At 44.0% G+C, this 25,049-nt stretch carries 22 protein-coding genes; 1 reads left to right on the forward strand and 21 read right to left on the reverse strand.

Annotated elements, in window-relative coordinates; translation table 11 throughout:
• Window positions 1-40: 40 nt before the first annotated feature.
• The 7 genes from hfq to miaB all read right to left on the reverse strand — a co-directional run bounded on the left by hfq (window position 41) and on the right by miaB (window position 8,772).
• Window positions 41-268: an RNA chaperone Hfq gene (gene hfq / locus P4361_RS13515; RefSeq protein ID WP_053354414.1), complete on the reverse strand. Its 228-nt coding sequence runs from the start codon at window positions 266-268 to the stop codon at window positions 41-43.
• A 17-nt stretch (window positions 269-285) separates the two neighbouring features.
• Window positions 286-1,248: a tRNA (adenosine(37)-N6)-dimethylallyltransferase MiaA gene (gene miaA, locus P4361_RS13520; protein ID WP_256225813.1), complete on the reverse strand. Its 963-nt coding sequence runs from the start codon at window positions 1,246-1,248 to the stop codon at window positions 286-288.
• Between the two features lie 129 nt (window positions 1,249-1,377).
• Complete coding sequence (mutL, locus tag P4361_RS13525) at window positions 1,378-3,276, reverse strand: DNA mismatch repair endonuclease MutL (protein ID WP_328089748.1); 1,899 nt, start codon at window positions 3,274-3,276, stop codon at window positions 1,378-1,380.
• A 13-nt stretch (window positions 3,277-3,289) separates the two neighbouring features.
• A complete protein-coding gene (mutS, locus tag P4361_RS13530; RefSeq protein ID WP_328089749.1) occupies window positions 3,290-5,863 on the reverse strand; it encodes a DNA mismatch repair protein MutS in 2,574 nt (857 codons plus the stop codon).
• Between the two features lie 128 nt (window positions 5,864-5,991).
• Window positions 5,992-6,564, reverse strand: coding sequence for an outer spore coat protein CotE (gene cotE / locus P4361_RS13535; protein WP_091005522.1), 573 nt, complete (start codon window positions 6,562-6,564; stop codon window positions 5,992-5,994).
• Window positions 6,565-6,820: 256 nt separating this feature from the next.
• The gene (locus P4361_RS13540) at window positions 6,821-7,252 is read right to left on the reverse strand and encodes a RicAFT regulatory complex protein RicA family protein (RefSeq protein WP_053354419.1); all 432 of its coding nucleotides are present in this window, start codon (window positions 7,250-7,252) and stop codon (window positions 6,821-6,823) included.
• The gene (gene miaB / locus P4361_RS13545; RefSeq protein ID WP_053354420.1) at window positions 7,249-8,772 is read right to left on the reverse strand and encodes a tRNA (N6-isopentenyl adenosine(37)-C2)-methylthiotransferase MiaB; all 1,524 of its coding nucleotides are present in this window, start codon (window positions 8,770-8,772) and stop codon (window positions 7,249-7,251) included. Before miaB ends, P4361_RS13540 begins: the two co-directional genes overlap by 4 nt.
• Before the next feature lie 212 nt (window positions 8,773-8,984).
• On the opposite strand from miaB, the gene P4361_RS13550 reads away from it, so the two are divergent.
• The gene (locus P4361_RS13550; RefSeq protein ID WP_328089750.1) at window positions 8,985-10,178 is read left to right on the forward strand and encodes an MFS transporter; all 1,194 of its coding nucleotides are present in this window, start codon (window positions 8,985-8,987) and stop codon (window positions 10,176-10,178) included.
• 31 nt (window positions 10,179-10,209) lie between these two features.
• Here P4361_RS13550 and P4361_RS13555 read toward each other — a convergent pair whose 3' ends face one another.
• From P4361_RS13555 to yfmF, 14 genes are all read right to left on the reverse strand, one after another.
• Window positions 10,210-11,076: a 2-oxoacid:ferredoxin oxidoreductase subunit beta gene (locus tag P4361_RS13555; RefSeq protein WP_053354422.1), complete on the reverse strand. Its 867-nt coding sequence runs from the start codon at window positions 11,074-11,076 to the stop codon at window positions 10,210-10,212.
• Entirely contained in the window at window positions 11,077-12,813 is a 1,737-nt protein-coding gene (locus P4361_RS13560) for a 2-oxoacid:acceptor oxidoreductase subunit alpha (protein ID WP_053354423.1), read from the reverse strand. It abuts the gene before it with no gap.
• A gap of 322 nt (window positions 12,814-13,135) precedes the next feature.
• Entirely contained in the window at window positions 13,136-13,396 is a 261-nt protein-coding gene (gene spoVS / locus P4361_RS13565; protein WP_053354424.1) for a stage V sporulation protein SpoVS, read from the reverse strand.
• A gap of 129 nt (window positions 13,397-13,525) precedes the next feature.
• On the reverse strand, window positions 13,526-14,320 hold the full coding sequence (locus P4361_RS13570; RefSeq protein WP_053354425.1) for a TIGR00282 family metallophosphoesterase: 795 nt from the start codon (window positions 14,318-14,320) through the stop codon (window positions 13,526-13,528).
• A 57-nt stretch (window positions 14,321-14,377) separates the two neighbouring features.
• Window positions 14,378-15,943, reverse strand: coding sequence for a ribonuclease Y (gene rny, locus P4361_RS13575; RefSeq protein ID WP_053354426.1), 1,566 nt, complete (start codon window positions 15,941-15,943; stop codon window positions 14,378-14,380).
• A 416-nt stretch (window positions 15,944-16,359) separates the two neighbouring features.
• Complete coding sequence (gene recA / locus P4361_RS13580) at window positions 16,360-17,409, reverse strand: recombinase RecA (RefSeq protein WP_062231842.1); 1,050 nt, start codon at window positions 17,407-17,409, stop codon at window positions 16,360-16,362.
• Window positions 17,410-17,533: 124 nt separating this feature from the next.
• Window positions 17,534-18,775, reverse strand: coding sequence for a competence/damage-inducible protein A (locus tag P4361_RS13585; protein WP_328089752.1), 1,242 nt, complete (start codon window positions 18,773-18,775; stop codon window positions 17,534-17,536).
• Between the two features lie 84 nt (window positions 18,776-18,859).
• A complete protein-coding gene (pgsA, locus tag P4361_RS13590) occupies window positions 18,860-19,438 on the reverse strand; it encodes a CDP-diacylglycerol--glycerol-3-phosphate 3-phosphatidyltransferase (RefSeq protein ID WP_328089753.1) in 579 nt (192 codons plus the stop codon).
• Window positions 19,439-19,486: 48 nt separating this feature from the next.
• A complete protein-coding gene (locus P4361_RS13595) occupies window positions 19,487-20,371 on the reverse strand; it encodes a helix-turn-helix domain-containing protein (RefSeq protein ID WP_062231838.1) in 885 nt (294 codons plus the stop codon).
• 25 nt (window positions 20,372-20,396) lie between these two features.
• Entirely contained in the window at window positions 20,397-21,170 is a 774-nt protein-coding gene (locus tag P4361_RS13600) for a DUF3388 domain-containing protein (protein WP_053354431.1), read from the reverse strand.
• A 157-nt stretch (window positions 21,171-21,327) separates the two neighbouring features.
• Window positions 21,328-21,585, reverse strand: coding sequence for a DUF3243 domain-containing protein (locus tag P4361_RS13605; RefSeq protein WP_053354432.1), 258 nt, complete (start codon window positions 21,583-21,585; stop codon window positions 21,328-21,330).
• Window positions 21,586-21,683: 98 nt separating this feature from the next.
• Window positions 21,684-22,409, reverse strand: a complete 726-nt coding sequence (gene ymfI, locus P4361_RS13610; protein WP_328089754.1) for an elongation factor P 5-aminopentanone reductase — start codon at window positions 22,407-22,409, stop codon at window positions 21,684-21,686.
• A gap of 59 nt (window positions 22,410-22,468) precedes the next feature.
• Window positions 22,469-23,758: an EF-P 5-aminopentanol modification-associated protein YfmH gene (gene yfmH / locus P4361_RS13615; RefSeq protein ID WP_328090019.1), complete on the reverse strand. Its 1,290-nt coding sequence runs from the start codon at window positions 23,756-23,758 to the stop codon at window positions 22,469-22,471.
• Window position 23,759: 1 nt separating this feature from the next.
• Window positions 23,760-25,043 carry an EF-P 5-aminopentanol modification-associated protein YfmF gene (gene yfmF, locus P4361_RS13620; RefSeq protein ID WP_053354434.1) on the reverse strand — a complete coding sequence of 428 codons (1,284 nt, stop codon included), beginning with the start codon at window positions 25,041-25,043 and terminating at the stop codon, window positions 23,760-23,762.
• Window positions 25,044-25,049: the final 6 nt, after the last annotated feature.

Consider the following 25,049-nt stretch of genomic DNA (forward strand, 5'->3'; position numbering starts at 1 on the left):
CCAGCAAGGTTTTTCTTTTACTTCCCAACAAACCTATGTATTAATTTTCAGCCGGCAGCTCGACCGGACGATGAGGCGTAAAAGTTGAGATGGCATGCTTGTATATTAAGTGCTGCTTCCCATCTGATTCCAGGATGACCGTAAAATTATCGAACCCTTTCACCAGTCCTTTTAGTTGAAAGCCATTCAGTAAATATACAGTCACATAGATGTTTTCACGTCGTAATTGGTTTAAATACTGATCCTGGATATTGATCGCTTGCTTCATGTATACAGTCCTCCTCATTAGCCATTAGAATAATCATTCGACAGGTTCTTTAATTTTCCTTCTACAAATAATCTGATTTCTTTAAAATTATCATAAAAGTTTTGTGAGGACATATCAAACCATTCGATGTCCATCTGATTTCTGAACCAGGTATACTGCCGCTTGGCATATCGCCTGGAGTTCCGCTTAAGTAGTTCGACCGCTTCATCCAACGTCAGCCTGCCCTCAAGATACTCGTAAATTTCTTTATACCCGATGGCTTGGACGGATTGGCAATCACGCACTCCCTCTGAATATAAACGATGGGCCTCTTCCACCAATCCTGATGCTACCATCTCATCCACCCTCTGATTGATCCGCTCATACAGAAGTTCACGATCCATCGATAATCCAATCAAAACAAGTTCGTACGGTGATTCCTCGTGTGTTTGCTGTTCGGCGAGCGTATCAGACATCGTCTTGCCAGTGCTATGATAGATTTCAAGAGCCCGGATCACTCTTCTTATATTATTAGGGTGAATTTTTTCTGCACTTTTAGGGTCGTTCTTTTCGAGGAGAGCATGAACATGCACCTCGCCTTTCTCCCTTGCAAGCTCCTCCAGTTCCTGGCGGTAGCCTTCATCCCCGGGAGCCGATGAGAATTCATACTGATGTGTGACCGAACGGATATATAATCCGGTACCGCCAACGATAATCGGTACTTTTCCTCTTTTGTTAATATCAGAAATGCTTGTCCTGGCCAGCTCCTGAAACTCAGCTGCTGAAAATGAATCACAAGGATCTTTAATATCAATCAGATGATGAGGAATTCCTTCCATTTCCTCTTTTGAGATTTTTGCTGTGCCTATGTCCATACTGCGATAGATCTGCATGGAATCACCGCTGATGATCTCACCATCAAACGCTTTGGCGAGTTCGATACCTGTTTTCGTTTTGCCGACAGCCGTCGGACCGACAATCACGAATAATCTTTCTTTCATAAAAACTCCTATCATACCGTTTGTTTTATTTTTCAATTGATATCTTTATCATAACGCGAACATGAGGAAAAATCCAAAAAGGGAAGGAATAAAAAACGGCGGCCTTCTAAAAGGACACCGTTTTTACGATCACATAACTCTTTTAAACATCTTTTCCATCTCATACGTCGAAAAATGGACGATGATCGGCCGGCCATGGGGGCAGGTGTAAGGATCTTCGCTTTTTCTAAGTGTTTCAAGCAGCATGAAGATCTCATCGCTGCGCAAATGATGGTTAGCTTTAATCGATCCTTTGCACGACATCATAATGGCGGCTTTTTCTCTTAACTTTTTGATATCAGCCTGCTTTTCTGCCAATACCTGTTCTATGATTTCTTCGATGCTTTCTTTCTCATGCCCTGCTGGAAACCATTGAGGATGTGCTTTCACGATATACGTTGTTTGGCCGAACGGCTCGAGAAAGACCCCTACCTTTTCCAGTACTTCAAGATTTTCATTAATGATTAAGGCTTCCTTATTTGTAAACTGGAATGTAATAGGAACAAACAGCTCCTGAAGCTCTGAAGCTACCTGTCCTACCTTTTCTCTGAAGAATTCGTATTTAATTCGTTCCTGTGCTGCATGCTGATCGATCAAATACATGCCCTCTTCATTTTGAGCGATGATATATGTGCCATGCATCTGGCCGATCGGATACATTACAGGTACTTTGCTGGAATCCTCTTCCGGGAGTTCCTTACTTTCGGGAGCAAGCGCCGGATTCAGAGAAAACGGCTCATCCTCCATAAGATGCTGGTTCTCTTTTATTTGATCTGGAAGCTCTGTTTCCTCCTCTAAAATCCTCTCAGTAAACATAGGTTCCGCAGAGATTTTTTCAGTTGGAGGCATTATCTTCTTATGATCATCCATCACATTTTCCATAGCTTTCTTCTCAGTACGCTGTGATGGCTGCGTTCCATGATCAAACGTGAAGGTACTTTGTTCTGAACGGTCTTTCTCCAGTTTCCTTACAGCAAGTGAAGACGAAGGTTCGGGAATCAGCCTCAGCTTCCGCAGCACGTTCCTTACTTCTTCTTCCACTAAAGAGTTGAGTTCCGGCTCCTTGCTCAGCCTTGCTTCCAGTTTTGATGGATGGACATTCACATCGATGATAGATGGATCCATCGTGATCGACAGGACGACAAGCGGGTATCTGCCGATGGGAAGAAGCGTATGGAACGCCTGCTGAACGGCACGCTGGACCGCGTAATTCTTGATATATCTTCCGTTCATGAACAATGAAACGTAATTTCTTGATGCTCTCGTAATCTCAGGCTTTGAGATGTATCCTTCAATTTCATAATCGAGGGACCTGGCAGTTACAGGAACCATATTCCTTGCCACACTCATTCCATACACAGCAGCGATGACATTGAGCACGTTTCCGCTTCCGTTTGTGTTTAATAGATCCCGTCCATTATGCCTGAGCCGGAAAGAGATTTCAGGATGGCCCAGTGCCAGCCGGTTGATGACGTCAGTTATATTGCCGAGCTCGGTGTTGATCGTCTTCATGTGCTTCAATCTTGCAGGTGTATTGTAAAACAGGTGGCGGACTGTGATATCGGTGCCTTTTCTGGAATTTGTTGAAGATACGGATTGAATCTGCCCGTTCATGATCGTCAGAGCAGTACCCGGGCCTGAGCCTGTCCCTGTTTTCATTTCCATCTGGGAAACCGAAGCGATCGAGGGGAGCGCCTCCCCCCGAAAACCCATTGTTCGGATTTGAAACAGATCCTGCTCTTCTTTTATTTTACTCGTTGCATGCCGGCTGAATGCCAATTGACAATCATCAGGTTCGATCCCGTCTCCATTATCAATGATCCGAATTAAAGACAGGCCCCCCTCTTCAAGCTCGATCTCGATTCGGCTGGAATGAGCATCGATCGAATTCTCAACAAGTTCCTTGACCACAGAGGCCGGCCGTTCTACTACCTCGCCGGCAGCGATTTTATTGGATAGGTGATCGTCCAGTTGGATTATCTTTCCCACTTGATCGTCTCCTTTATTTCACTTTTTTTTGCAGATGAAACAGAGCGTTCATTGCATCCAGTGGTGTCATTTCCAAGAGGTTCATTGTTTTCAGAAACTCTTCCACCTCCGATTTTTCATGTTTCCTTTTTGATATGTTGTCTGCAGCATTTTCTTCTATAAATAGACTCAGCTGGGTATCGGCCTCGTTCGCTGCCTTTTTTGGAGAACGCTCGTCCGATTCAAATTCCTCTAAAATGAACTTAGCCCTCTCGATTACTGCTGACGGAAGCTCTGCAAGCTGTGCAACATGTATCCCAAAGCTCTTGTCAGCTTGTCCGTCGATCACCTTATGAAGAAACACAAGCCTTCCTTGTTCTTCAATCGCTGATACATAAACATTTTTCAACGAGCTGAGCTGCGTCTCCAGGACCGTTAACTCATGATAATGCGTCGAAAAGAGCGTCTTTGCTCCGATATGGTCATGAATAAACTCTACGATGGACTGAGCGAGCGCCATTCCGTCATAAGTAGATGTTCCCCTCCCGATTTCATCGAGCAAAATCAGACTTTGGTCCGTTGCTTTATTTAAGGCATACCTTGTTTCAAGCATCTCAACCATAAATGTACTCTGCCCGCCGACAAGGTCATCCGCGGCTCCAATTCGGGTAAAGATCTGATCAAAAAGCGGAAGTTCTGCATCATCTGCCGGCACGAAACAGCCAATCTGCATCATGACAGAAGTGAGTGCAAGCTGCCGCATGTATGTGCTCTTACCGGCCATGTTCGGACCTGTGATCAGAAGCATCGACCGCTCATTATTCAAATAGATATCATTTGGAACATACTCCTGGGCATCCATCACCTTTTCCACGACGGGATGACGGCCGTTAGCAATAGCCACGCGGTTATCAGAAGAGATGACAGGCTTCACATACCTTTGTTCCTCACTGACCACAGCAAATGCCTGAAGTACGTCGATCTCGCTGAGCTGCTTAGCCAGTTGCTGCAGCGATTGAATATAGCTCTTCACATGCTCCCTTACCTGCAAAAACAGCTCGTATTCGAGCGAGACCATTTTTTCCTCAGCCTCTAGGATTAGCCTTTCTTTTTCTTTAAGTTCAGGGGTTACAAACCGTTCGGCGTTAGCCAGTGTCTGCTTTCTTTCATAGCGACCCTCGGGGATCAGAGAAAGGTTCGAGCGGGTAACTTCAATATAATAGCCAAAAATCCGGTTATAACCGATCTTTAACGATTTTATGCCGGTCTCGCTTCTTTCTCTTTGTTCAAGCGACGCGATCCATGCTTTACCGTTCACACTGGCATCCCGGTATGTATCAAGTTCGTCATGATACCCATCCTTGATCAGTCCGCCTTCTTTTATAGAAAGAGGAGGATCGTCATGCAGAGAGCTCTCAAGATAGTGATACAGTTCTTCATGGCTGTCCATCTTGTCTGCCAGATCTCTGCTGTACGGGTTGGATAACTGAGAGAGGGTCTGTTTGATGCCCGGTACGCTTCCCAGTGTCTGTTTTAATTGGATGAGGTCACGGGCTGTAATATTGCCAAACGAAACTTTACCCGCCAGCCTTTCCAGATCATACACCCTTTTTAATTTGTCACGCAGTTCCTCGCGCACAAAAAATTCCTTGATCAGCTCTTCCACAACATTCAGCCGCTGTTCAATCAGCGCAGGGACGAGAAGAGGCTGCTCAATCCATTGTTTCAGTCTTCTGCTTCCCATACCAGTCACTGTCCGGTCGAGGAGCCATAGAAGTGATCCTTTTTTTCCTTTTGAACGGTTTGTTTCAACAAGCTCCAGATTCCGCTTGGAAAAGCTGTCGAGCTTCATGAATTCGTTAATATGCTGGATGCTTAAAGGCTGCAGATGCTCCAATGATCGTTTTTGTGTATGGAGCAAATAATGAAAGAGACGTCCGCATGCTTTCTTCAGCAGCTTTCTTTCGTTTTCTTGGACTAAATGCTGAAAAGGATCTGGCACCTCACTCTGGTCCTGAATGGAACTGACGATCTGATATCTCATTCGAACAATTTCAGCAATCTGTTCATAAAGTTCAGACGACATGATGACTTCTCTTGCATGCATGGCCTGAAGCTCCTGTATGAGCATAGATGTATCACCTTTATAAACGTATCCTTTTAATTCCCCGGTAGAAAGATCGTTCAGTACGATGCTGTATTCTTCATCGTTATATGAAACGGCTGCAATAAAATTATTCTCGGTTTCTTTAAGCAGGTTATGGTCCATCACGGTTCCTGGAGTAATGATCTGGATGACTTCCCGCTTCACGACCCCTTTTGCGGATTTAGGGTCTTCTACCTGCTCGCAGATTGCCACCTTGTGGCCGGACTCAACGAGCTGTTTAATATAATTGGCAGCGGAATGGTGAGGTACCCCGCACATCGGTATGCGTTCAGAAGTTCCGCCTTCCCTGCTCGTCAGTGTAATTTCAAGCAGCTGGGATGCTCTTGTCGCATCCTCAAAAAACATTTCATAAAAATCACCGAGCCTGAAAAATAAAAAAGCGTCACGGTGAGCCGATTTTATTTTTAAATATTGCTGGATCATGGGTGTGTATTGTGCCATGCTTTCACCTAACTTCTAAGTTCTTTTTTCAATAGTTCATTATAGCATAGGATGCAGATTTGGATTCAAGAAAACAAAACCCCTCAACATAAAAAAGCAAGGAAGAAGATATCTTCTTCCTTGTTTCGTTATTCATCCAGTTCACCCATGAAGAATTGGTCAATATCTTCAACATCTTGATCATCCAGTCCGTAGTCCCAGTCTTTTTGTTCCCAATCATCAAGCGCACCGTCAGGGTTCACATATACACATACTTTGGTCTCCCCGATTACGTCACAGGTGAATTCACGTTCACATTGAATGACCATGCGGCTGCCATTTGGAGAGATCGTTGCTTCTAAAGTGTTTGGAGCCTGAATGCATCTGGCAGATATTTCAAGATCTTTTCCTGTCGCATGCTCATCTCTTGTACTAAGTACGATCGAATCCTTATACCCTACTGTTTCCGTAACAACTTCGGTCTTTGTGTTATTGTTGTATGAATACCAGACGTTAATATCATAATGGCCTTCCACTTCAACCGTGTCATCACTTTGTCTGGAAGCTTTATATGAATGATTGATGATCCAGCTTCCAAGGATACTCGTAGGTCTATGGCTTGGAGTGATCGTATGTGTTGACTGAGAGAATTTCCGCCCCTTGCCGCATACTGCTTTGCAAATTATCTCTCTGTAATTCAGATCTTGATCTATGTTTGACATAGACTTAATCCCTCCTCTTCCAATCTTCATTTCATCCTATGCAGGGCAAATGACTAGTGTGCTAAAAAACTTTTTATGATTCCGTTAATACAGTTTATGTAAGATGCCCAGATGGTGACCTATTTTTAAAAATTTTTATTAATAAAATACGGTACGTGAAATTACAAAGACGGTTAACTGTATTACTTTCTTTTATACTGTTGGTTTTCAAACAAAAAAAGATCAGAAGAATGTTAGATTCTCCTGATCTTTCCTATTAATGACAGCCGCAACTTCCGGTTGAACATCCGTCCGCAGAGCCTGTTGTTCCTTTTAATAGGTCTCCGCCTGTAGACTCGATGATCTCATCGGTGACTGTATTAGAAATCGTATGGGAAACCATCTGCAAAATATCGTTTACATCAGCCTGAGATTGTTTGAACTCCAGGACTACCGGAATACTGTCCATTTCCTTCATCAGGTTATCGATCGTTTCTTCAACTTCTTTGTGGGCTTCCTGCTTGCCGTAATGCTGAAGGTTGACCGCTTCTTTCTGCAGCTTTTTAATCTGTGCGATCAAGAAGGAAACGGTGCCGTTTTCGTTGATCTGCTGCTCCGCCTTTTTGAAAAAATCAACTTCCTCTGTTTGTGCAATCATTTCTGCCAGCTCTTTTGCTTTGTCTAAAATATCACTTTTTGTATAAGTCATCCCTCTAACACTCCCGCCTTTTCTTCTAGTAGATCCCCGCTTAACGTCCACGTTTTCGCATCTTTAATATGAACCTTTACAATCTTTCCGATGAGATGTTTCGGCCCTTTAAAGTTCACCACTTTATTCGTTGTGGTATGCCCTGATAATACATCTGGATTCTTCTTGCTTTCCCCTTCAACGAGCACGTCAACGACCGTGTCGAGGTAAGCTTGGTTCTTGCTCAGCGAAATATCGTTTAAGATTGAATTCAAACGCTGCAGTCTTTCTTTTTTCGTTTCTAAAGGCACATTATCAGCCATCTTGGCGGCTGGTGTTCCTTCCCGCGGTGAATAAATAAAGGTATAGGCAGCATCGTACTCGACTTCTTTTACGAGAGACAGCGTTTCCTCAAACTGCTCTTCTGTCTCGTTCGGGAAACCAACGATGATATCTGTCGTCAAAGCGGCATTTGGAATGGCCTTCTTAATTTTTCCAACGAGCTCAAGATAGTGATCACGCGTATACTTTCTCGCCATAAGCTTTAAAATGTCACTGTTGCCGTGCTGGACAGGAAGGTGGATATGTTCGACCAAGTTTCCGCCCTTCGCGAGTACTTCAATCAGATGATCATCAAAATCCCGCGGATGACTTGTCGTAAAGCGGATCCTCGGAATGTCAATCTTACGGATCTCATCCATCAGGTCACCGAGACCGAATTTAATATCTTCAAAGTCTTTTCCGTAAGCGTTCACGTTTTGCCCCAAGAGAGTTACTTCCTGATAGCCGTTGCGGGCAAGGTGCCTTACTTCTTCAATGATATCTTCCGGACGGCGGCTTCTTTCCTTCCCTCGCGTATAAGGAACGATACAGTACGTACAGAACTTGTCGCAGCCGTACATGATGTTGACCCATCCCTGAATGTTGCCTTTTCGCACACGCGGAAGATTCTCAACGATATCTCCCTCTTTGGACCATACTTCAACGACTCGTTCTTTTGAAAGATAAGCTTCTTTCACGATCTGCGGAAGTCTGTGGATGTTATGGGTACCGAATATCATATCCACCTGATTATAGGTTTTCAACAATTTATTGACAACAGATTCTTCTTGAGACATGCAGCCGCAGACCCCGATCAATAGATCAGGTTTGTCCACTTTCAGCGGCTTGAGATGTCCCAGTTCACCGAAAACCTTATTCTCGGCGTTCTCTCGGATGGCACATGTATTAAGCAGGATTAGATCGGCATCCATCACTTCTGTCGTAGCTTCATAGCCCATGTCTCCGAGAATTCCGGCCATGATTTCCGTATCATGCTCATTCATCTGGCAGCCATAGGTCCTGATATAAAATTTCTTGCCATTTCCAATTCTTCGTAAATCCTCATCAATTACAAAATCTTTTACAATCTTAATTTCTTCTTTTCCGCGTTTTTTAGCGTCCTTTAAGGAAGGCGGCTGGTACGTAGTTTGAAAATAGCTGGCGTAATCCTTAGAGGTTTTATTTTTATCTTTCACAGGATTCGATCCCTGTTGGTTCATTGCAATTTCCTCCCTTGCAAACAGCGAAACTCTAGAGGTGTTTTTCTCTGATAACTTCAATATTATAACAGACTTCGATTGTAAAAGGAATGATTGGTGTCCCTTCAAAATATCAATAATACTTAATAATTAAGAATACTTAAATTTCACTTTATTAAATGATAGGAGTAAAATAAAAGGCAGAAACCGTATATGAAAGAGATGATGCTGCAATGTATTGGAAACGATCACTTTGGATTCTTTGGCCGGCGAATTTTCTGATCGCCGCAGGAATGAGCTTGATCATCCCCTTTTTGCCACTATATATTGAAAAACTTGGAGTTTCAAATATTCAAAGTGTTGAACATTGGACAGGTTGGATTTTTTCTGCTCAGTTTATCACTTCTTTTTTATTTCAGCCGCTATGGGGCTCACTTGCTGACCGATATGGACGAAAGGTCATGCTCATCCGTTCTGCTATAGGGATGGGAACTGTCACAGCGTTAATGGGGCTTGTGACAGAGCCGGAACAGCTTCTCGTATTGCGTCTGATCAATGGTCTGTTCTCCGGTTTTATCTCCATGTCCATCTCCCTCCAGGCTTCCGTCACACCAGACAAAGATGCAGGAAGGTCCCTCGGCACACTGCAGACCGGCCAGATTGTCGGCACACTGATCGGTCCTCTAATCGGAGGCTTCCTGTCTGAGATCTTTGGGTTTGAAGGTGTCTTTTTTGTCACAGGAGGACTTATTTTGATCGCAGGGATGGTCGTCATGTTCTTTATTAAAGAAGATGTAGCTGTTAATAAGGAAAGAAGCATCAAAAAGAAAAACGAATGGGGATCACTTAAACCCCTGTTTCCTGTATTTATCGCGGCTGCCATCACCCAGCTGGCAATGATGAGTATCCAGCCGATCATCACCCTTTACACCAGGACCATTTACCATGGCAGCCATTTGACTTTAGTCGTAGGGCTGATCAGTGCCGTAACGGGTATTGCTAACCTGATCGGGTCACCGATCCTTGGAAGAATCGGCGACCGCTATGGACAGCGGAAAGTTCTCATCTTCTCTTTGATCATGGCTGCATTTGCTTTTCTGCCTCAAGTTCTGGCTACCGATGTCAAGGTCCTGTTAGCAGGCAGATTTTTATTAGGCCTATTTATCGGAGGAATGATACCTTCACTGAATGTTCTCGTAAAAAAACTGGCACCTCCAAACCTGCAGGCTACCGCTTTTGGAATTAGCTCTTCTGCCCGTTTTCTCGGGAACCTGTTCGGCCCATTGCTGGGAACCTTTGTAGCTGCGGCCTATAACATTAAAGATATCTTTTATATCACGATGATTTTCCTGCTCATCAATATGGTCTCCATTGTCAGAAACAAAAAACTTGAACTTGCGCTGCGCAATCATAAAAAGGCATCCTGAACATGAATGTTCAGGATGCCTTTTTTATTTATTACATAAATTCGGCAAGTAAGCCGTTAAATTTCTCTTCATCCATCTTCAGGTCCGCTTTGGATAATGCATCCTTGCTGTATCCGTGGGCAAGGTCCTGATAGGAAGGTTTTACTGTATTCTGATAGATGATGCCTTTGACGAGTCCGTCGTTTTCCATCAGAGTCTGCATCGCCATCATCCGATTGGAAGGATCATAGCCTTCGATCGTATCAAGGCTTGTTAGGTGTTCTTTGAACCAGTCATATGTGTTTACCTTATTATAGGTTACACAGGGAGAGAACACATTGATCAATGAGAAGCCTTTATGTTCAATCCCTTTTTGTATGATCGCAGTCAGTTCTTTCAGGTCGCTTGAAAAGCTTTGCGCAACGAACGTTGCACCTGCTGTAAGAGCAAGTTCCATCACTCCGATAGCGGACTCTACAGAACCTTCCGGCGTACTTTTCGTTTTAAACCCTTCAGCAGAGCGGGGAGAAGTCTGCCCCTTCGTTAATCCGTAGATTTGGTTGTCCATTACAATATAGGTTACGTCAATATTTCTTCGGATCGCATGAACGGTATGGCCCATTCCGATAGCGAATCCATCACCGTCTCCTCCAGAGGCAATAACTGTCAGATCACGGTTGGCCATTTTCACGCCTTGGGCGATTGGAAGAACACGGCCGTGAATGCCATGGAAGCCATAGGATTTAATATAACCGGAGATACGCCCGGAACAGCCGATCCCCGAGATCACTGCTAGGTCGTTCGGTTCAAGCCCGACGTTTGCTGCCGCCCGCTGTATGGATGCCTGCACGGAAAAGTCGCCGCAGCCAGGGCACCAGTTCGGTTTTACTGAATTTCTGAAGTCTTTAAACGTCGCCATTTAAACCAGCTCCTTGCATTTATTGAAAATTTCAGAAGGAAGAAATGGATTACCGTCATATTTTAAGATGCTCTCAATCTTGTGATGAGAACCCAGGTTCATTTTCAGGATATTGGCCAGCTGTCCAGTAGCATTATTCTCAATGACCGCTACCTTTTTCGCTGAATCAATTAAAGTCTTCATCTCTTCAACCGGGAATGGATGAATCAAACGTAGATGTGCATGGTTTACTTTGATTCCTTCCGCTTCCAGACGAGGAATAACCTCCTCAATCACGCCTCTTGTGGAGTTGAACCCGACAAGCAGAAGATCAGCCTCTTCATTCGGGGTATATTTTACGACCGGCGTGTTGAATTTCAGGTTCTTCAGTTTTCGGAGACGCTTATCCATCTGCTTCAAGCGGTTTGCAGCAACTTCTGACGGCTTGCCCGTTTCGTCGTGCTCGACGCCTGTCACGTGATGAATGCCGTTTTTCATGCCCGGGATGACACGAGGAGATACTCCGGAATCCGTCAGTTCATAGCGTTTATAGTAGCCGCCTTCTTCTTCAGGAAGCTCTGCATTCAAATCCAGGGTGCCGCGGCGGATTTCAACTTTGCTGAAATCAAGCGGTTCTACGGATTGCTTGCCTAGAGAAAGCTGAAGATCAGTCAGTAAAATAACCGGGCATTGGTACTCTTCTGCAATATTCAATGCTTCTACAGCATCATAGAAAGCTTCTTCAGCTGTGCTTGGCGCCATGACGACCTTTGGAATCTCACCATGTGTACCGTAGATCATCGCCATTAAATCCGACTGTTCCTGTTTGGTCGGAAGCCCTGTACTTGGACCGCCGCGCTGTGTATCAACGACGACGAGCGGTGTTTCTGTCATTCCTGCAAGGCCGATGGATTCCATCATGAGGGATAAACCAGGACCCGCAGAAGAAGTCACAGTACGTACACCAGCATAGTTAGCGCCGATGGCCATTGTACAAGCTGCGATCTCATCTTCAGTCTGGATAACGGTTCCGCCAAACTGAGGAAGTTTTTTAATGAGGTATTCCATAATCTCAGAGGCCGGAGTGATCGGATAAGCCGCCATGAAGCGGACACCGCCAGCTACAAATCCAAGAGCGATGGCATCATTGCCGATCATAAACATACGTTTTTTTCCGTCAGCTTTATTCAGCTGGAACCCCTCGAGCGGACCGCCTGCTGCTTCATTAAAGAACTCAGCGCCTTTGCGGATTGCATCCATATTCTTTTCTACGACTTTAGCGCCTTTTCTTGAAAAGATTTCCTCAACCACATCTATGTACGATTCAGCCGGCAGATCGAGCACTGCACTCGTAGCGCCGATGGCCACCATATTCTTCATCAAGGAAGTGCCAAGCTCATTCGCTATTTCCGTGAACGGGACTGAAAAGAGCCTTACTTTTGAGCCTTCCGGAACAACTGGATTAAACTTCGCGTCGCCGATGACGACTCCTCCGTCCCGCATCTCATGAATATTTACATCAATGGTTTCCTGGTCAAACGCGATTAAAATATCAAGATCATCCGAGATCGACCTTGTTTGTTTCGTGCTGACACGAATCTTGTTGTTCGTATGTCCGCCTTTAATACGTGAAGAAAAGTGCCGATAACTGTAGAGATAGTATCCAAGACGATTTAAGGCCATTGCAAAAATTTCTCCGGTACTGTCTATCCCTTCCCCTTGCTGTCCGCCAACTTTCCAGGAAAGTTGATCAATCATGAACTCCACCCCTTCTATACTTATCATTCTATATACTCACCAATTGCGTTTTCTGGAGAAAACATAAGTCTCCATGTATAAAAATACGCTATTTTCCGAAAGAAAATAAGCGCGCTGATCACTAAGATGGGTATAAAGATGGTTGTTAAAAAATATGTACTAAACGTTTACAATTCTAGACCTAACTTCACAAAAAAGCAAGTATTCATTGAAAAAATTAATAGGTGGCGTCAGTGAATTTTAGTATGCTCTCACCCACATTTATGCACTCAAAAAAAACCTGTTTGCGCAAAAAGGCAAACAGGCAGCTTACTGTTTTTAGTTAACGTGGCTCGACAATCAGCTTAATCCCAGTTCTTTCTTCTCCATCAATCAAAATATCGGTAAACGCAGGAATACAAATGAGGTCAACTCCGCTAGGCGCTACAAATCCTCGTGCGATTGCTACTGCCTTAACGGCTTGGTTTAATGCACCGGCCCCAATTGCTTGAATTTCAGCTCCTCCTCTTTCACGAAGAACTCCGGCGAGTGCACCAGCTACAGAATTAGGGTTGGATTTTGCTGAAACTTTTAATATTTCCATTAATTTGTACCTCCTTAGAGATATGATACCAATTCTACTATATTCATTGGTAAGAGCCCGTATTCCTGCAGTATGGAAAAGTTTACAACAATATGCTGGCAAGCGTAAATTGTTATACCAAAAGTACTCTTATTCAAAAAACGGGTGGTCGTCGTTAATCAAAATGGTCTTGATCGTTTTCGCTTTTCCAGTTGCAGGATCACACTCTATTAAAACGCCACTTAACTGTTCCCTTCCGGAAGAAACTTCAAACCTTACCGGTAAACTGGTAAGAAACTTTTTCAAAACAGCTTCCCGATCCATCCCTAATATCCCGTCATACGGGCCGGTCATCCCTACATCTGTCAAGTAAGCGGTTCCTTGTGGAAGAATTCGCTGATCCGCAGTCTGGACATGGGTATGCGTGCCAACGACCGCTGTTACTTTGCCGTCGAGGAACCAGCCCATCGCTTGCTTTTCACTTGTTGCTTCTGCATGAAAATCGACAAAGATAATCGGCGTCCGCTTCCGCAACTCTTCAACCAGTTGTTCAGCCTTTTCAAAAGGGCAGTCGAGAGGAGGGAGAAATGTCCGTCCTTGTAAATTAATGATGCCGATTTCAAGCTGGTTCATCTTTATGAGAGCTGATCCGTTGCCTGGTGTCCCAACAGGAAAATTGGCTGGCCTAACCAATTGGGGAGTAGTGTCGATGATCTCAAAAATCTCTCTATTGTCCCACGCGTGATTTCCGAGCGTGATGGCCTGTGCCCCCGCTTCAAAAATCCCCTTTACGATCTTTCCGGTAATCCCCCTGCCATGGGCAGCGTTTTCTCCGTTCACAATCGTAATAAGCGGCTGATATTTTCGTTTTAATTTAGGCAAATACGTGTCGATCATCTTTCTGCCTGGAGATCCAACAACGTCCCCTACAAATAAAATCTTCATGAAGAACTCCTTTTACTGCATTCTGTATAAAAACAAAATAAAGTGGTATACACCACTTTATTTTGCGTACTCAACAGCTCTTGTTTCCCGAATGACTGTTACTTTAATATGTCCTGGATAATCCAGTTCATTTTCAATTTTTTTCGTAATATCCCGTGCTAAACGGTAAGAAGCCAAATCATCGACTAAATCTGGTTTAACCATGATTCTGATTTCTCTTCCGGCCTGGATCGCAAATGATTTTTCCACGCCGTCAAACGACTCGGAAATCTCTTCGAGTTTTTCCAGACGTCTGATATAGGTTTCCAACGTTTCACGTCTAGCTCCAGGTCTTGCTGCTGACAATGCATCAGCGGCGGCAACAAGAGTAGCGATAATTGAAGTAGGTTCAGTATCTCCGTGATGGGAAGCAATTGAATTGATAACTACTGGATGTTCCTTATACTTGGTTGCCAATTCCACACCGATATCGACATGGCTGCCTTCTACTTCATGATCAATCGCTTTCCCAATGTCATGAAGCAAACCAGCACGGCGGGCCAAATGAACATCTTCTCCAATTTCTGCTGCCATCAAACCGGCGAGGTACGCTACTTCCATTGAATGTTTCAATACATTTTGGCCGTAGCTTGTACGGTACTTCAAACGCCCTAAGATCTTAATCAAATCAGGATGAAGTCCATGAACTCCTACTTCAAAAGTAGTCTGCTCACCTACTTCTCTGATATACTCATCCACTTCACGGCGAGATTTTTCAACCATCTCTTCGATTCTGGCAGGATGAATTCTGCCATCTTGAACGAGCTTGTCAAGCGCCATACGGGCAATCTCCCTGCGGATTGGGTCAAAACCAGAAAGAATGACGGCTTCAGGCGTATCATCAATAATCAAATCAATGCCTGTTAGCGTTTCCAGCGTACGGATATTTCGTCCTTCACGCCCGATAATTCGGCCCTTCATCTCATCATTTGGCAAGTTCACGACAGAAACTGTCGTTTCAGCAACGTGGTCAGCCGCGCATCGCTGGATAGCAAGAGAAAGAATCTCTTTTGCTTTTTTATCCGCTTCTTCTTTAGCGCGATTTTCCATATCCTTCACCATCATAGCCATTTCATGAGAAACTTCGTTTTCTACCTCGCCCATGATGATCAGCTTGGCTTCTTCACGCGTAAAGCCGGATATACGTTCCAGTTCTCTTTGCTGCTCTCTGAGCAGCTCCTCCACTTTGCTTTCAATCTCTTCAATTTGTCGTTGTTTTTTGGTGAGAGACTCCTCACGTTTCTCCAATGATTCCTCTTTTTTATCAAGAGTCTCACTTTTCCGGTCAAGAATCTCTTCTTTTTGTACCAATCGTTGTTCTTGTCTCTGAAGCTCATTTCTGCGTTCACGAATGTCGCGCTCTGCTTCTGTTCTTAGCTTATGGATTTCATCCTTTGCTTCAAGCAGGGCTTCCTTCTTGCTCGCTTCCCCATCTCGCTTTGCTTCTTCAACGATCTGAGCAGCAGCATTTTCCGCGCTTGAAATTTTTGCTTCGGCAATTTTTTTCCTAACAAGATATCCGACAACTGCACCGACACCTGCTGAGACAAGCAAACTGGAGATGAAGACAATAATGTTTTCCATGTTTCCACCTCCTCTTGCTATCTACTTTTTTTACTGGGTCATAAGCATCATTCGTGTAACAAAGTGTTGTGCACAAGTCATGCCATTCTCATTTCAGGTTATATCTTTTAATTTCAAATGAAATCAAAGTATATCTCCATTTTATAAAGGACAGCACGTTATGTCAAGAGATGTCAAATTATCTATGATAAATCTTCCTTTCAAAATTGGCAAGTTTTATTTATATCCAATCAAAGGAAATTATCGGACCATGAGCAGACAGGGCAGTGCCCCTGTCCGGCCGCGGCCGCCAAGCGTGAACCGCAGCTTTTTTGCAGATATTACGCAATCTATTTATCCCACAAATCCCTTTAAAACTAATACTTTCCTATCCTTCTAAAAAAACCGTACATAGCAGGTATGTACGGTCTAAAATGTTATTCGGATAATTCAAACTCCTCTGTTTCTTCCTTTGTTGCAGGTTCTGGAGTGTTGGCTTCTTCACCGAGGCGATAGTAGCTTCTGATCTGTGTAATGATCTCTTCTGCTACTTCCTTGTTCTCTTTCAGGAATTGTTTGGAATTCTCTCTTCCCTGGCCAAGGCGGTCTCCTTCAAAGGAATACCAGGCACCGCTTTTTTGAACGACGTCAATATCGGAACCGATATCAAGGATTTCACCTTCTCTTGAAATCCCTTCACCGTACATGATGTCTACTTCCGCCGTCTTGAATGGAGGAGCCACTTTATTCTTAACCACTTTAATTCTTGTTTTGTTCCCTACCATATCCGTGCCCTGTTTCAATGTTTCAGCACGGCGTACTTCCAAACGGACGGAAGAATAGAACTTTAATGCACGGCCCCCAGGTGTAGTTTCCGGGTTCCCGAACATCACGCCGACTTTTTCACGGATCTGGTTAATGAATACCGCGATGGTTTTTGATTTGCTGATCGCTCCGGAAAGTTTTCTTAATGCCTGAGACATCAGTCTTGCCTGAAGACCTACGTGGGAATCTCCCATTTCTCCTTCGATCTCTGCTTTAGGAACCAAAGCCGCAACCGAGTCAATGATCAGAATATCCACTGCTCCGCTTCGGACAAGGGCTTCCGCGATCTCAAGAGCCTGTTCGCCAGTATCCGGCTGAGATAAAAGAAGCTCATCAATGTTTACGCCGAGCTTTTGGGCATAGACAGGATCAAGCGCATGTTCTGCATCAATGAACGCAGCTTGTCCGCCGTTTCTCTGCACTTCTGCAATCGCATGCAGAGCAACTGTTGTCTTACCGGATGATTCAGGTCCGTATACTTCGATGATCCGCCCTCTTGGATATCCGCCTACGCCAAGTGCGATATCAAGCGCAAGAGATCCGCTGGAGATGGTGGAAACTCTCTGTTCAGCCTGCTCGCCAAGTTTCATGATGGATCCTTTTCCGAATTGTTTTTCAATCTGGCGCAAGGCCATTTCCAATGCCGCTTTGCGGTCGCTCATGTAATCACTCCTCAAATTTATATCATTGCACATGTAAGTACATTGTGATGTCATTTCCTATAGCTTTATTTTACTTCTTTTTTCACCGTTTGCCAATCTTTTTGCGAACATTTATTCGATTTTTTTATTGTCCTTTTTTGACCTTTGTTAATAAGTAAAACAATCCGTACATCACAGACCTCTCTCTGACAGCGGTCCTCGAACCGGATAATGCCAGCGGGTACACCTCGGTGCCTGTTTCATCCGCCAGTCCGATAAAGACCGTGCCGGCTTCTTTGTTTTCACTTGGTCCCGGTCCTGCAACCCCGGTAAAACTGATGCCGATATCCGAGCCGGTCAGGTTTCTTACCTTTTCCGCCATCTGTTTCGCGCAGTTCTCGCTGACCGCTCCCTCGGACACAAGCAGCTCATGAGAAACACCGAGCAGCTGCTCTTTTATCTCATTCGTATAACAAACAACTGAGCCTTTGAATATTTCCGAACTGCCCGGCATGTCGGTTATCTGCTTTCCAAACCATCCGCCTGTCAGACTCTCGGCAGAAGAAACGGTCAGCTTTTTATCTTTCAGCTGTTCTGCTGCTGCTTTTTGCAAGGAATCATCTCCGTATCCGTATAGGAACTCTCCTACCCGCTCACGGATTTTTCCTTCCAGCACGTCCAGCTGCTCTTGGGCAATCTTGTTGTCCAGAAATTTTGCCGAGAGCCTAAGGGTAACTTCATGGTTTCCAGCGAGAGGCGCCACAGTCGGATTACTCTGCTGATCGATAATGTCCTGAAGTGTCGCTTCAAGCAGTGATTCTCCAATCCCGAAGAAACGAAGAACCCGTGAGACGATCGGCTCTTTTCCAGGCAGTCTTCTTGAAAGATAAGGAACCGCAAAGCTTCTGAACATCGGCTGCATTTCTTTGGGAGGACCCGGGAGAAGAATATAGGACAGTCCGTCTTCATGCAGCGCCATTCCCGGAGCCATGCCGTGTTTGTTCGGCAAAATCTCAGAACCTTCAAGAACAAGTGCCTGCTTTCTATTGTTCTCAGACATGACTCTGCCTGTTCTTTTGTAGTACATTTCAATATGATCCATCGCTTCTTGGTCATAGACCAGGTTCTTTACCAGAACAGTGGCGATGGTTTCTTTAGTGAGATCATCTTTCGTCGGTCCGAGACCTCCGGTAAAGATGAGAAGATTTGAACGGCTCTGTGCTGTTTTTATGACAGATTCCAGCCGTTTCGGATTATCGCCCACGACGGAATGATAGAAAACATTGATCCCTAAGTCTGCCAATTCAGCAGAGATAAATTTAGCATTTGTGTTTGCAATCTGTCCCAACAAGAGCTCGCTTCCAACGGCAATGATTTCTGCATTCATTTGCGTATTCCCCCGTATTGTACGTTTTTAAACGAAGATTTTTCTGATAAAAAAAACAGGAGATCTTCTCTCCTGTTCCTGCTGTTATTTTGATTTTAGCATAACTTCTTTGTTTTGAATAAAATATTCCCATCCTGAATATAGAGTGATGAGTGTAGCTGCCCACAGGCTGAACTGAGCGAATGGGATACCGATCCATTCAAATGGTATGTTGTGCAGCAGCAATGCAGAAATGGCAATGATCTGGATCCATGTTTTCAGTTTGCCCATCTGGCTTGCTGCAATTACTGCACCTTCAGCTGCTGCTACAAGGCGTATGCCAGTCACCGCGAACTCCCTGCTCAGGATAATGATCACCATCCATGCCGGTGCATAGCCTACTTCAACAAGGGCAACAAACGCAGCGGTAACCAGCAGTTTATCCGCAAGAGGGTCTAAAAACTTCCCAAAGTTTGTAACAAGGTTGAGCTTTCTCGCATAATATCCGTCTACCCAGTCTGTACAGGATGCAATGATGAAAATCAGGGCGGCAGCCAAATGGGTGACTGGAATATCAACATCCAGCCATGTTACCTTTCCCCAATCAAAGGGGGCAAGAAGAACGATCATGAATACAGGAATAAGTAAGATCCTTGAAATTGTAATTTTATTAGGCAAGTTCATTTTTATTTCCTCCAATTTTGACAATCATTACACGGCGCTCTACGTAAGTTATTGTTTGCCGGAAGCCGTGTTTTTAATGACGATCCTTTGGTGAATTCCCCTCTTAACAGGCGGAATCGGATATGAGAACGGTTTTTCATTGATCGTCATTTTTGCAAAATTGGCGGCACCAATATTAAGTTCAACATCTTTCTCACCTGATAAGTCATAGCTGGCTGTATCACCTTTTTTAAACATCTTGCCAGCCAATGTCTTGCTGCCTGTTTTCACTTCGAGATATACCGGCCCGTCCATCTTAAAGGCGATTTTAAAGTCATCCGCCTGGCTTAGCTCATATGTAGTGGTAATTCCCTGTGTAGCCTGCTTGGTCAGAGTAAATTCTTTTTTCTTCGGTTCTGCCGGTTTCTTTGGTGAATCACTATTCGCGGGCTTCTCCGGTTTTTTATCTTTGGCCTTGTTTGTATTCTCAGCCTTCTTGCTCTTATCAAGCTGAACACTGGCAGGTTTATTTGAGTCCTTTGAATCAGCGCCGTCATTCCCTCTGTTGGCAAGGTAGGCCCAAACGCCGATCAGAAGTGCCAGAACGAAAGCAAAAATCAGTACTTTAGGCAGCCAGCTTGATAATACAGAGTCCTTTGCATCCAGGGTCTGCTTATTCCGTTCTGATCGGGGAACAAATTCTGTCGGTTCTTTTTCGGCTTTTGGAATTTCGTTTTCAAATTGGGTAAAGACTTCTTCAAAATTGAGTCCTACTGTTTCGCTGTAATTTTTTATAAACGCTCTGGCATAGAAAGAACCTGGTAGAATCTCGTATCGTCCTTCTTCAATCGCCTGCAGATAACGTTTTTGTATTTTTGTTTCGGTTTGAAGCTGTTCAAGAGAAAGACCTTTTTCTTCCCTTTTTTCTCTTAAATAATTTCCTAATTCAGTCAAATTTACCACCTTCCACTAATTGAAGTTATTCAAATGCGGAAAATCCTACATCTGTCTCTATTACTTCATATGTAATTTCTTCATTCGGATCGTTTCTAAGCTCGATAATATAATCAAAATCGTCAATGCTGTATTCGGTCTGCTGAACGAAAACATCTGGATGCTCGATGACCTTCGCAGATGGAAGACGCATGATTTCCCTGACCAGCTGCCAGTGCCTTTCATTTGAACGCCTCGATGACACGATGCCGTCAATAATATAAACATTATCTGTGCTGTATTCATCATCCGCAAGCTGTGTCCGAATGGTTTGCTTGAGCAGCGTAGAAGATATAAATACCCATTTTTTGCTCGCGCAAACACTCGATGCTACGATCGATTCAGTCTTTCCGACCCTTGGCATACCCCGGATGCCGATCAGTTTATGGCCCTCGACTTTATACAGTTCGGCTAAAAAGTCAACGAGAAGCCCAAGTTCGTCTCTTACAAATCTGAATGTTTTTTTATCGTCTGCGTCCCGTTGTATGTAACGTCCATGCCGGACGGCGAGAATATCTCGTAATTTGGGTTTACGGAATTTCGTGACTGTAATATTATCCATCGATTGTAAAATGGAGCGAAGGCGGTCTACCTTCTCTTGTTTGTCGACAATTAACAGCAATCCTCTTCTCTCATTGTCTACTCCATTGATCGTCACGATATTTATTCCAAGCATCCCGAGAAGAGATGAAATATCACCAAGAAGTCCGGGGCGGTTTTTATTTATCTCGTATTCCAAATACCAATCCTGATCGCCCATTCTTCATCTCTCCTTCCTTTTTCTGTTGCTTATCATTAATTTCCCGCTTCATTAATTAATAATATCTGATTTCAATTTATTATGAAAGAAAAAATAAAGGGATGTTAAGAAAAATCCTTAACATCCCTGTTAAGAAAAATCCTTAACATCCTAATATTTACTGTGCGTTGTCATTCTGGACTAATTTAACCATCATATTGGCAATCGCGTGTTTTTCATCGTCGCTGGCAACCTTCCAAAGGTCAGCAAGCACTTTTTCTTCGGAATTCTTAGGATCTACATGAGAAGCAAGATATCCTCCGATTTCAGTTGCTAAATTGGAAACGGTTGATTGGTCCATTCCCTGGCCTTCTGCATGTTCAAGACGGTCAGAGAGAAAATTCTTCCACTGTCCAAAATTATCTAATACTGACATTTAATTTCCTCCTTAAAATATGGTACATACTATAATATTTCTAGAAGGAACATGAATTATGCATGGGATTTGACATTTTCCTCTGCGCTTTCCTGCGATTAATTATGCCAGCCGCCTGTTGCAGAAATAATATGCCCATTGATATAAGATGAGCGGTCTGACAAAAGGAACATAACGATTTCCGCCATTTCTTCCGTCCGGCCTAGCCGGCCTTCTGGAATCTGGTCTTTCAGCGAGTTCAATTCTTCCTCAGTAAAATCCTCCATCATCCGTGTCTCGACCGCGCCGGGAGCGATGCCGTTCACCCTGATGCGGTTGGGGGCTGCCTCTTTGGCTAATGCTTTGACGAATGTATTCAGGCCGCCTTTTACGGCAGAATAAACGACCTCACACGAAGCCCCTACTGATCCCCACACAGATGAGATGACGATGATGTTTCCTTTTCCTCTCTTCATCATAGCTGGCAGAAGATGTTTCGTGATCAAGATCGGACTTGTCAAATTCAGCTGTACCATTTTCTGCACCGTCTCGCTGTCCATATCTGTCAGCAGTCCGTAATAAGCACCAGCACTATTATGTATAACGGCATCAACCGGCATAAAGAGTGATGACAGCAATTTATCAGTTCCGGCAGGATCTGATAAGTCTGCCTGCACCAATAAGGTTTCAACACCGTATGCAGTTACCTCTTGCTGGATATCTCTTGCTTGCCGGCTGCTCAGATGGTAATGGAGAATAAGGTTGAAGCCATTTTTCGCAAGCGCCCGGCAGATGCTCGAACCGATCCCGCCGCTTGCCCCTGTTACTAAAACCCAGCCTGACATATTATTTTCACCCGCTTAAAAACATCCCTGCTTATGAGCAGGGATGTTTTTTTTCTTCATTATGACTGTTTTTTCTTAACCTGGCAAATGGTCAGCTGACTATCCTGAAAATGGTCACTCAGCGCTTTTTCAAGGTGTGCAGCCGTTAAATCTTCAAACGTCGGGATCACGTCAAAAAGATTCATTCCGTTAAATTCATACCTGGTGAATTGATTCGCGATAAACTCGGGCGAGTTCAGCGCTCTTAAAAAAGAACCGATTTTCTTTTTTCTTGCTCTCTCCAGGTCCTCTTGGTTGATATCCGTTTTCTTGAAATCCTCTACCATACGCGAAATGGTATCAGCGAAAGCATCAGGATCAGATGTATCGCCTCCGATCATGGAGAAACCGTAGCCTTGCTCTTCTGTATAGTCAAAAGAAAAAGAAGGGTCGATCAGCCCATCATTATAAAGCTTCTCGTAATTTTTGGTGCTCTTTCCAAACATCATCTCCAGCAGCAAATTGACGGAGAGTTCCCGGAGAAGCAATTCTTTCCCTTGCCTTTCGGGACGTTTCTCTTTATATCCCATATAGCACTTCGGTGTTTGAACCGGCATGTTCAACACTTCTTTTCTTTTGGCGGGCTGAGCTGGTTCCTCATCAAAAAAGCGCTCGATCGGCGGCTTGTCTTTATAGTCCTTGCCGGCCTGGTTCTTCTCGACAAGATCCATGATCTTTTCTGCATCAACCGGCCCTACAATAAAGAGGAGCATGTTGCTCGGATGGTAGAAGGTCTCATAGCATTCATACAGATCATCTTTTGTAATTTTGGCAATCGATTCAACCGTTCCCGCAATGTCGATGGACACTGGATGGTTTTGATACATGTTGGCGATCAAACCGAAATACACGCGCCAGTCCGGGTTGTCATCGTACATTCTGATCTCCTGTCCAATGATTCCCTTTTCTTTCTCCACCGTCTTTTCGGTAAAATAGGGTGCCTGAACGAAATCGATCAACGTCGTCAGGTTCTTTTCAACATCACCGGTCGTTGAAAACAAATAAGCGGTCCGTTTAAAGGTAGTAAAAGCATTGGCCGATGCTCCCTGTTTACTGAAATCCTGAAAAACGTCACCGTGCTCTTTTTCAAAAAGCTTATGCTCCAGGAAATGGGCGATTCCATCCGGCACCTTGACTGGTTCGTTCTTTCCAAGCGGAACAAAATGATTATCCACGGATCCATAATTAGTCGTAAACGTTGCATAGGTTTTATTGAAATCCTTTTTTTCTAAAATGAATACTTTTAGTCCGTTTTCAAGTATCTTGCAGTTTAGGGTCTCTTTGAGCTGCTTAAAATGAATTTGTTCCATATTATTCATCGCCCCTCCCTCTTAAGAAATAGATCGTATCAAGTTCAATCTTTTTTGAAACACCGATTACTTGCTCTTTCGTAACATTCTCGATGCCTTCGAGCCATTCCTCAATACTCCGTTTATGCCGGGAGACTACTTCGTGATAAAGTACCTCCACCAAACCTGTAGAATCATCCACCGTCTCAAGGATTTGGTTTCGGATCATCGCTTTCGTCTGCTCCAGTTCACCGTCTGAAATGTTGCCGTTTTGAATTTCTTTTAGCTGTTCATTAATGATTTTTACTGTTTTTTCATAATTATTGGTTTCAATCCCTGACATAACAAAAATAATCCCTTTATGACTCTCAAAACGAGAAGCGGCATAATAGGCCAGACTCTCTTTCTCACGGACGTTCATGAACAGTTTGGAATGCGAAAAACCGCCGAAGACGCCATTGAATACTTGAAGAGGAAGATATTCGGGATCGCAGTACGTAATGTAGGTGCGGTATCCCATATGGAGCTTTCCTTGCTGCACTTCCTGCTCTTCAAATATCTCTTTCACTTCATCCACTCTTCGTTTTCCTGAGGAAGCTACTCGTTTCGGCTCTGCTTTAGCATTTGGAAACACAAAATGCTTTGCCGTAAAATCCTTGAGAATTTCTTTGGAAACATCTCCCACGACATACAAATGGACCTCGTCTTCCTGGATGACTTTCTTATAATAATCATATAAAATCTCAGGAGTAATGGAATCGACTTCCTTTTCGCTTCCGTATACATTGAAACGATAAGGCTCGTCTTCGAACATCTCCTCGATCAGGCGCTTGTTGGCATACCTCATCTTATCATCGTATATGGATTCAATCTGCTGCTTTAACGACCGTTTTTCTTTCTGGACGATATCGGATAAAAAGGCATTCCCCTGTTTTGCCGGCTTGAGCAGTACATCGGAGAGCAGTTCAAACGCCTTGTCGAGCAAAGGTGTATTATCCGATAGAAATTTTTCATTCGCTACATCAATTCTCAGGGTGATAACCTGATATTCTCCTTTTTTAGAGAGATCCGCCCCCAAGGTTGCTCCATAAAGGCTGTCCAGCGCTTCACGGAGCTCTTTACTGCTAGGAAATCTCTCTGTCCCGCTCTGCAAAACATAGGGAAGCAGGGCACGTTTAGTAACTTCCTCCTCCACGATCGGACTTTTCAGCTGAAGAATTAACGAAGTGGTCTTATATTTAGTGGTTTCGACTGTATGTAAGGTAATACCGGGCAAGTCAGCCACATGATGGTCTACGAGTGTCATTTCGCT

This window comes from Fictibacillus sp. B-59209, assembly GCF_036216745.1.
Classification (GTDB): domain Bacteria; phylum Bacillota; class Bacilli; order Bacillales; family Fictibacillaceae; genus Fictibacillus_C; species Fictibacillus_C marinisediminis.

Excerpts from the sequence above, each read along its gene's own strand:
- rny (WP_053354426.1), bottom strand. The coding sequence starts at position 15,943 with ATGGAAAACATTATTGTCTTCATCTCCAGTTTGCTTGTCTCAGCAGGT.
- yfmH (WP_328090019.1), bottom strand. The coding sequence starts at position 23,758 with ATGGAACAAATTCATTTTAAGCAGCTCAAAGAGACCCTAAACTGCAAG.
- mutS (WP_328089749.1), bottom strand. The coding sequence starts at position 5,863 with ATGGCACAATACACACCCATGATCCAGCAATATTTAAAAATAAAATCG.
- P4361_RS13605 (WP_053354432.1), bottom strand. The coding sequence starts at position 21,585 with ATGTCAGTATTAGATAATTTTGGACAGTGGAAGAATTTTCTCTCTGAC.
- miaB (WP_053354420.1), bottom strand. The coding sequence starts at position 8,772 with ATGAACCAACAGGGATCGAATCCTGTGAAAGATAAAAATAAAACCTCT.
- P4361_RS13550 (WP_328089750.1), top strand. The coding sequence starts at position 8,985 with ATGTATTGGAAACGATCACTTTGGATTCTTTGGCCGGCGAATTTTCTG.
- P4361_RS13585 (WP_328089752.1), bottom strand. The coding sequence starts at position 18,775 with ATGAATGCAGAAATCATTGCCGTTGGAAGCGAGCTCTTGTTGGGACAG.
- cotE (WP_091005522.1), bottom strand. The coding sequence starts at position 6,564 with ATGTCAAACATAGATCAAGATCTGAATTACAGAGAGATAATTTGCAAA.
- yfmF (WP_053354434.1), bottom strand. The coding sequence starts at position 25,043 with ATGACACTCGTAGACCATCATGTGGCTGACTTGCCCGGTATTACCTTA.
- pgsA (WP_328089753.1), bottom strand. The coding sequence starts at position 19,438 with ATGAACTTGCCTAATAAAATTACAATTTCAAGGATCTTACTTATTCCT.
- P4361_RS13560 (WP_053354423.1), bottom strand. The coding sequence starts at position 12,813 with ATGATTGATCAACTTTCCTGGAAAGTTGGCGGACAGCAAGGGGAAGGG.
- P4361_RS13570 (WP_053354425.1), bottom strand. The coding sequence starts at position 14,320 with ATGAAGATTTTATTTGTAGGGGACGTTGTTGGATCTCCAGGCAGAAAG.
- P4361_RS13600 (WP_053354431.1), bottom strand. The coding sequence starts at position 21,170 with ATGGGCGATCAGGATTGGTATTTGGAATACGAGATAAATAAAAACCGC.
- ymfI (WP_328089754.1), bottom strand. The coding sequence starts at position 22,409 with ATGTCAGGCTGGGTTTTAGTAACAGGGGCAAGCGGCGGGATCGGTTCG.
- miaA (WP_256225813.1), bottom strand. The coding sequence starts at position 1,248 with ATGAAAGAAAGATTATTCGTGATTGTCGGTCCGACGGCTGTCGGCAAA.
- recA (WP_062231842.1), bottom strand. The coding sequence starts at position 17,409 with ATGAGCGACCGCAAAGCGGCATTGGAAATGGCCTTGCGCCAGATTGAA.
- spoVS (WP_053354424.1), bottom strand. The coding sequence starts at position 13,396 with ATGGAAATATTAAAAGTTTCAGCAAAATCCAACCCTAATTCTGTAGCT.
- P4361_RS13555 (WP_053354422.1), bottom strand. The coding sequence starts at position 11,076 with ATGGCGACGTTTAAAGACTTCAGAAATTCAGTAAAACCGAACTGGTGC.
- P4361_RS13540 (WP_053354419.1), bottom strand. The coding sequence starts at position 7,252 with ATGACTTATACAAAAAGTGATATTTTAGACAAAGCAAAAGAGCTGGCA.
- hfq (WP_053354414.1), bottom strand. The coding sequence starts at position 268 with ATGAAGCAAGCGATCAATATCCAGGATCAGTATTTAAACCAATTACGA.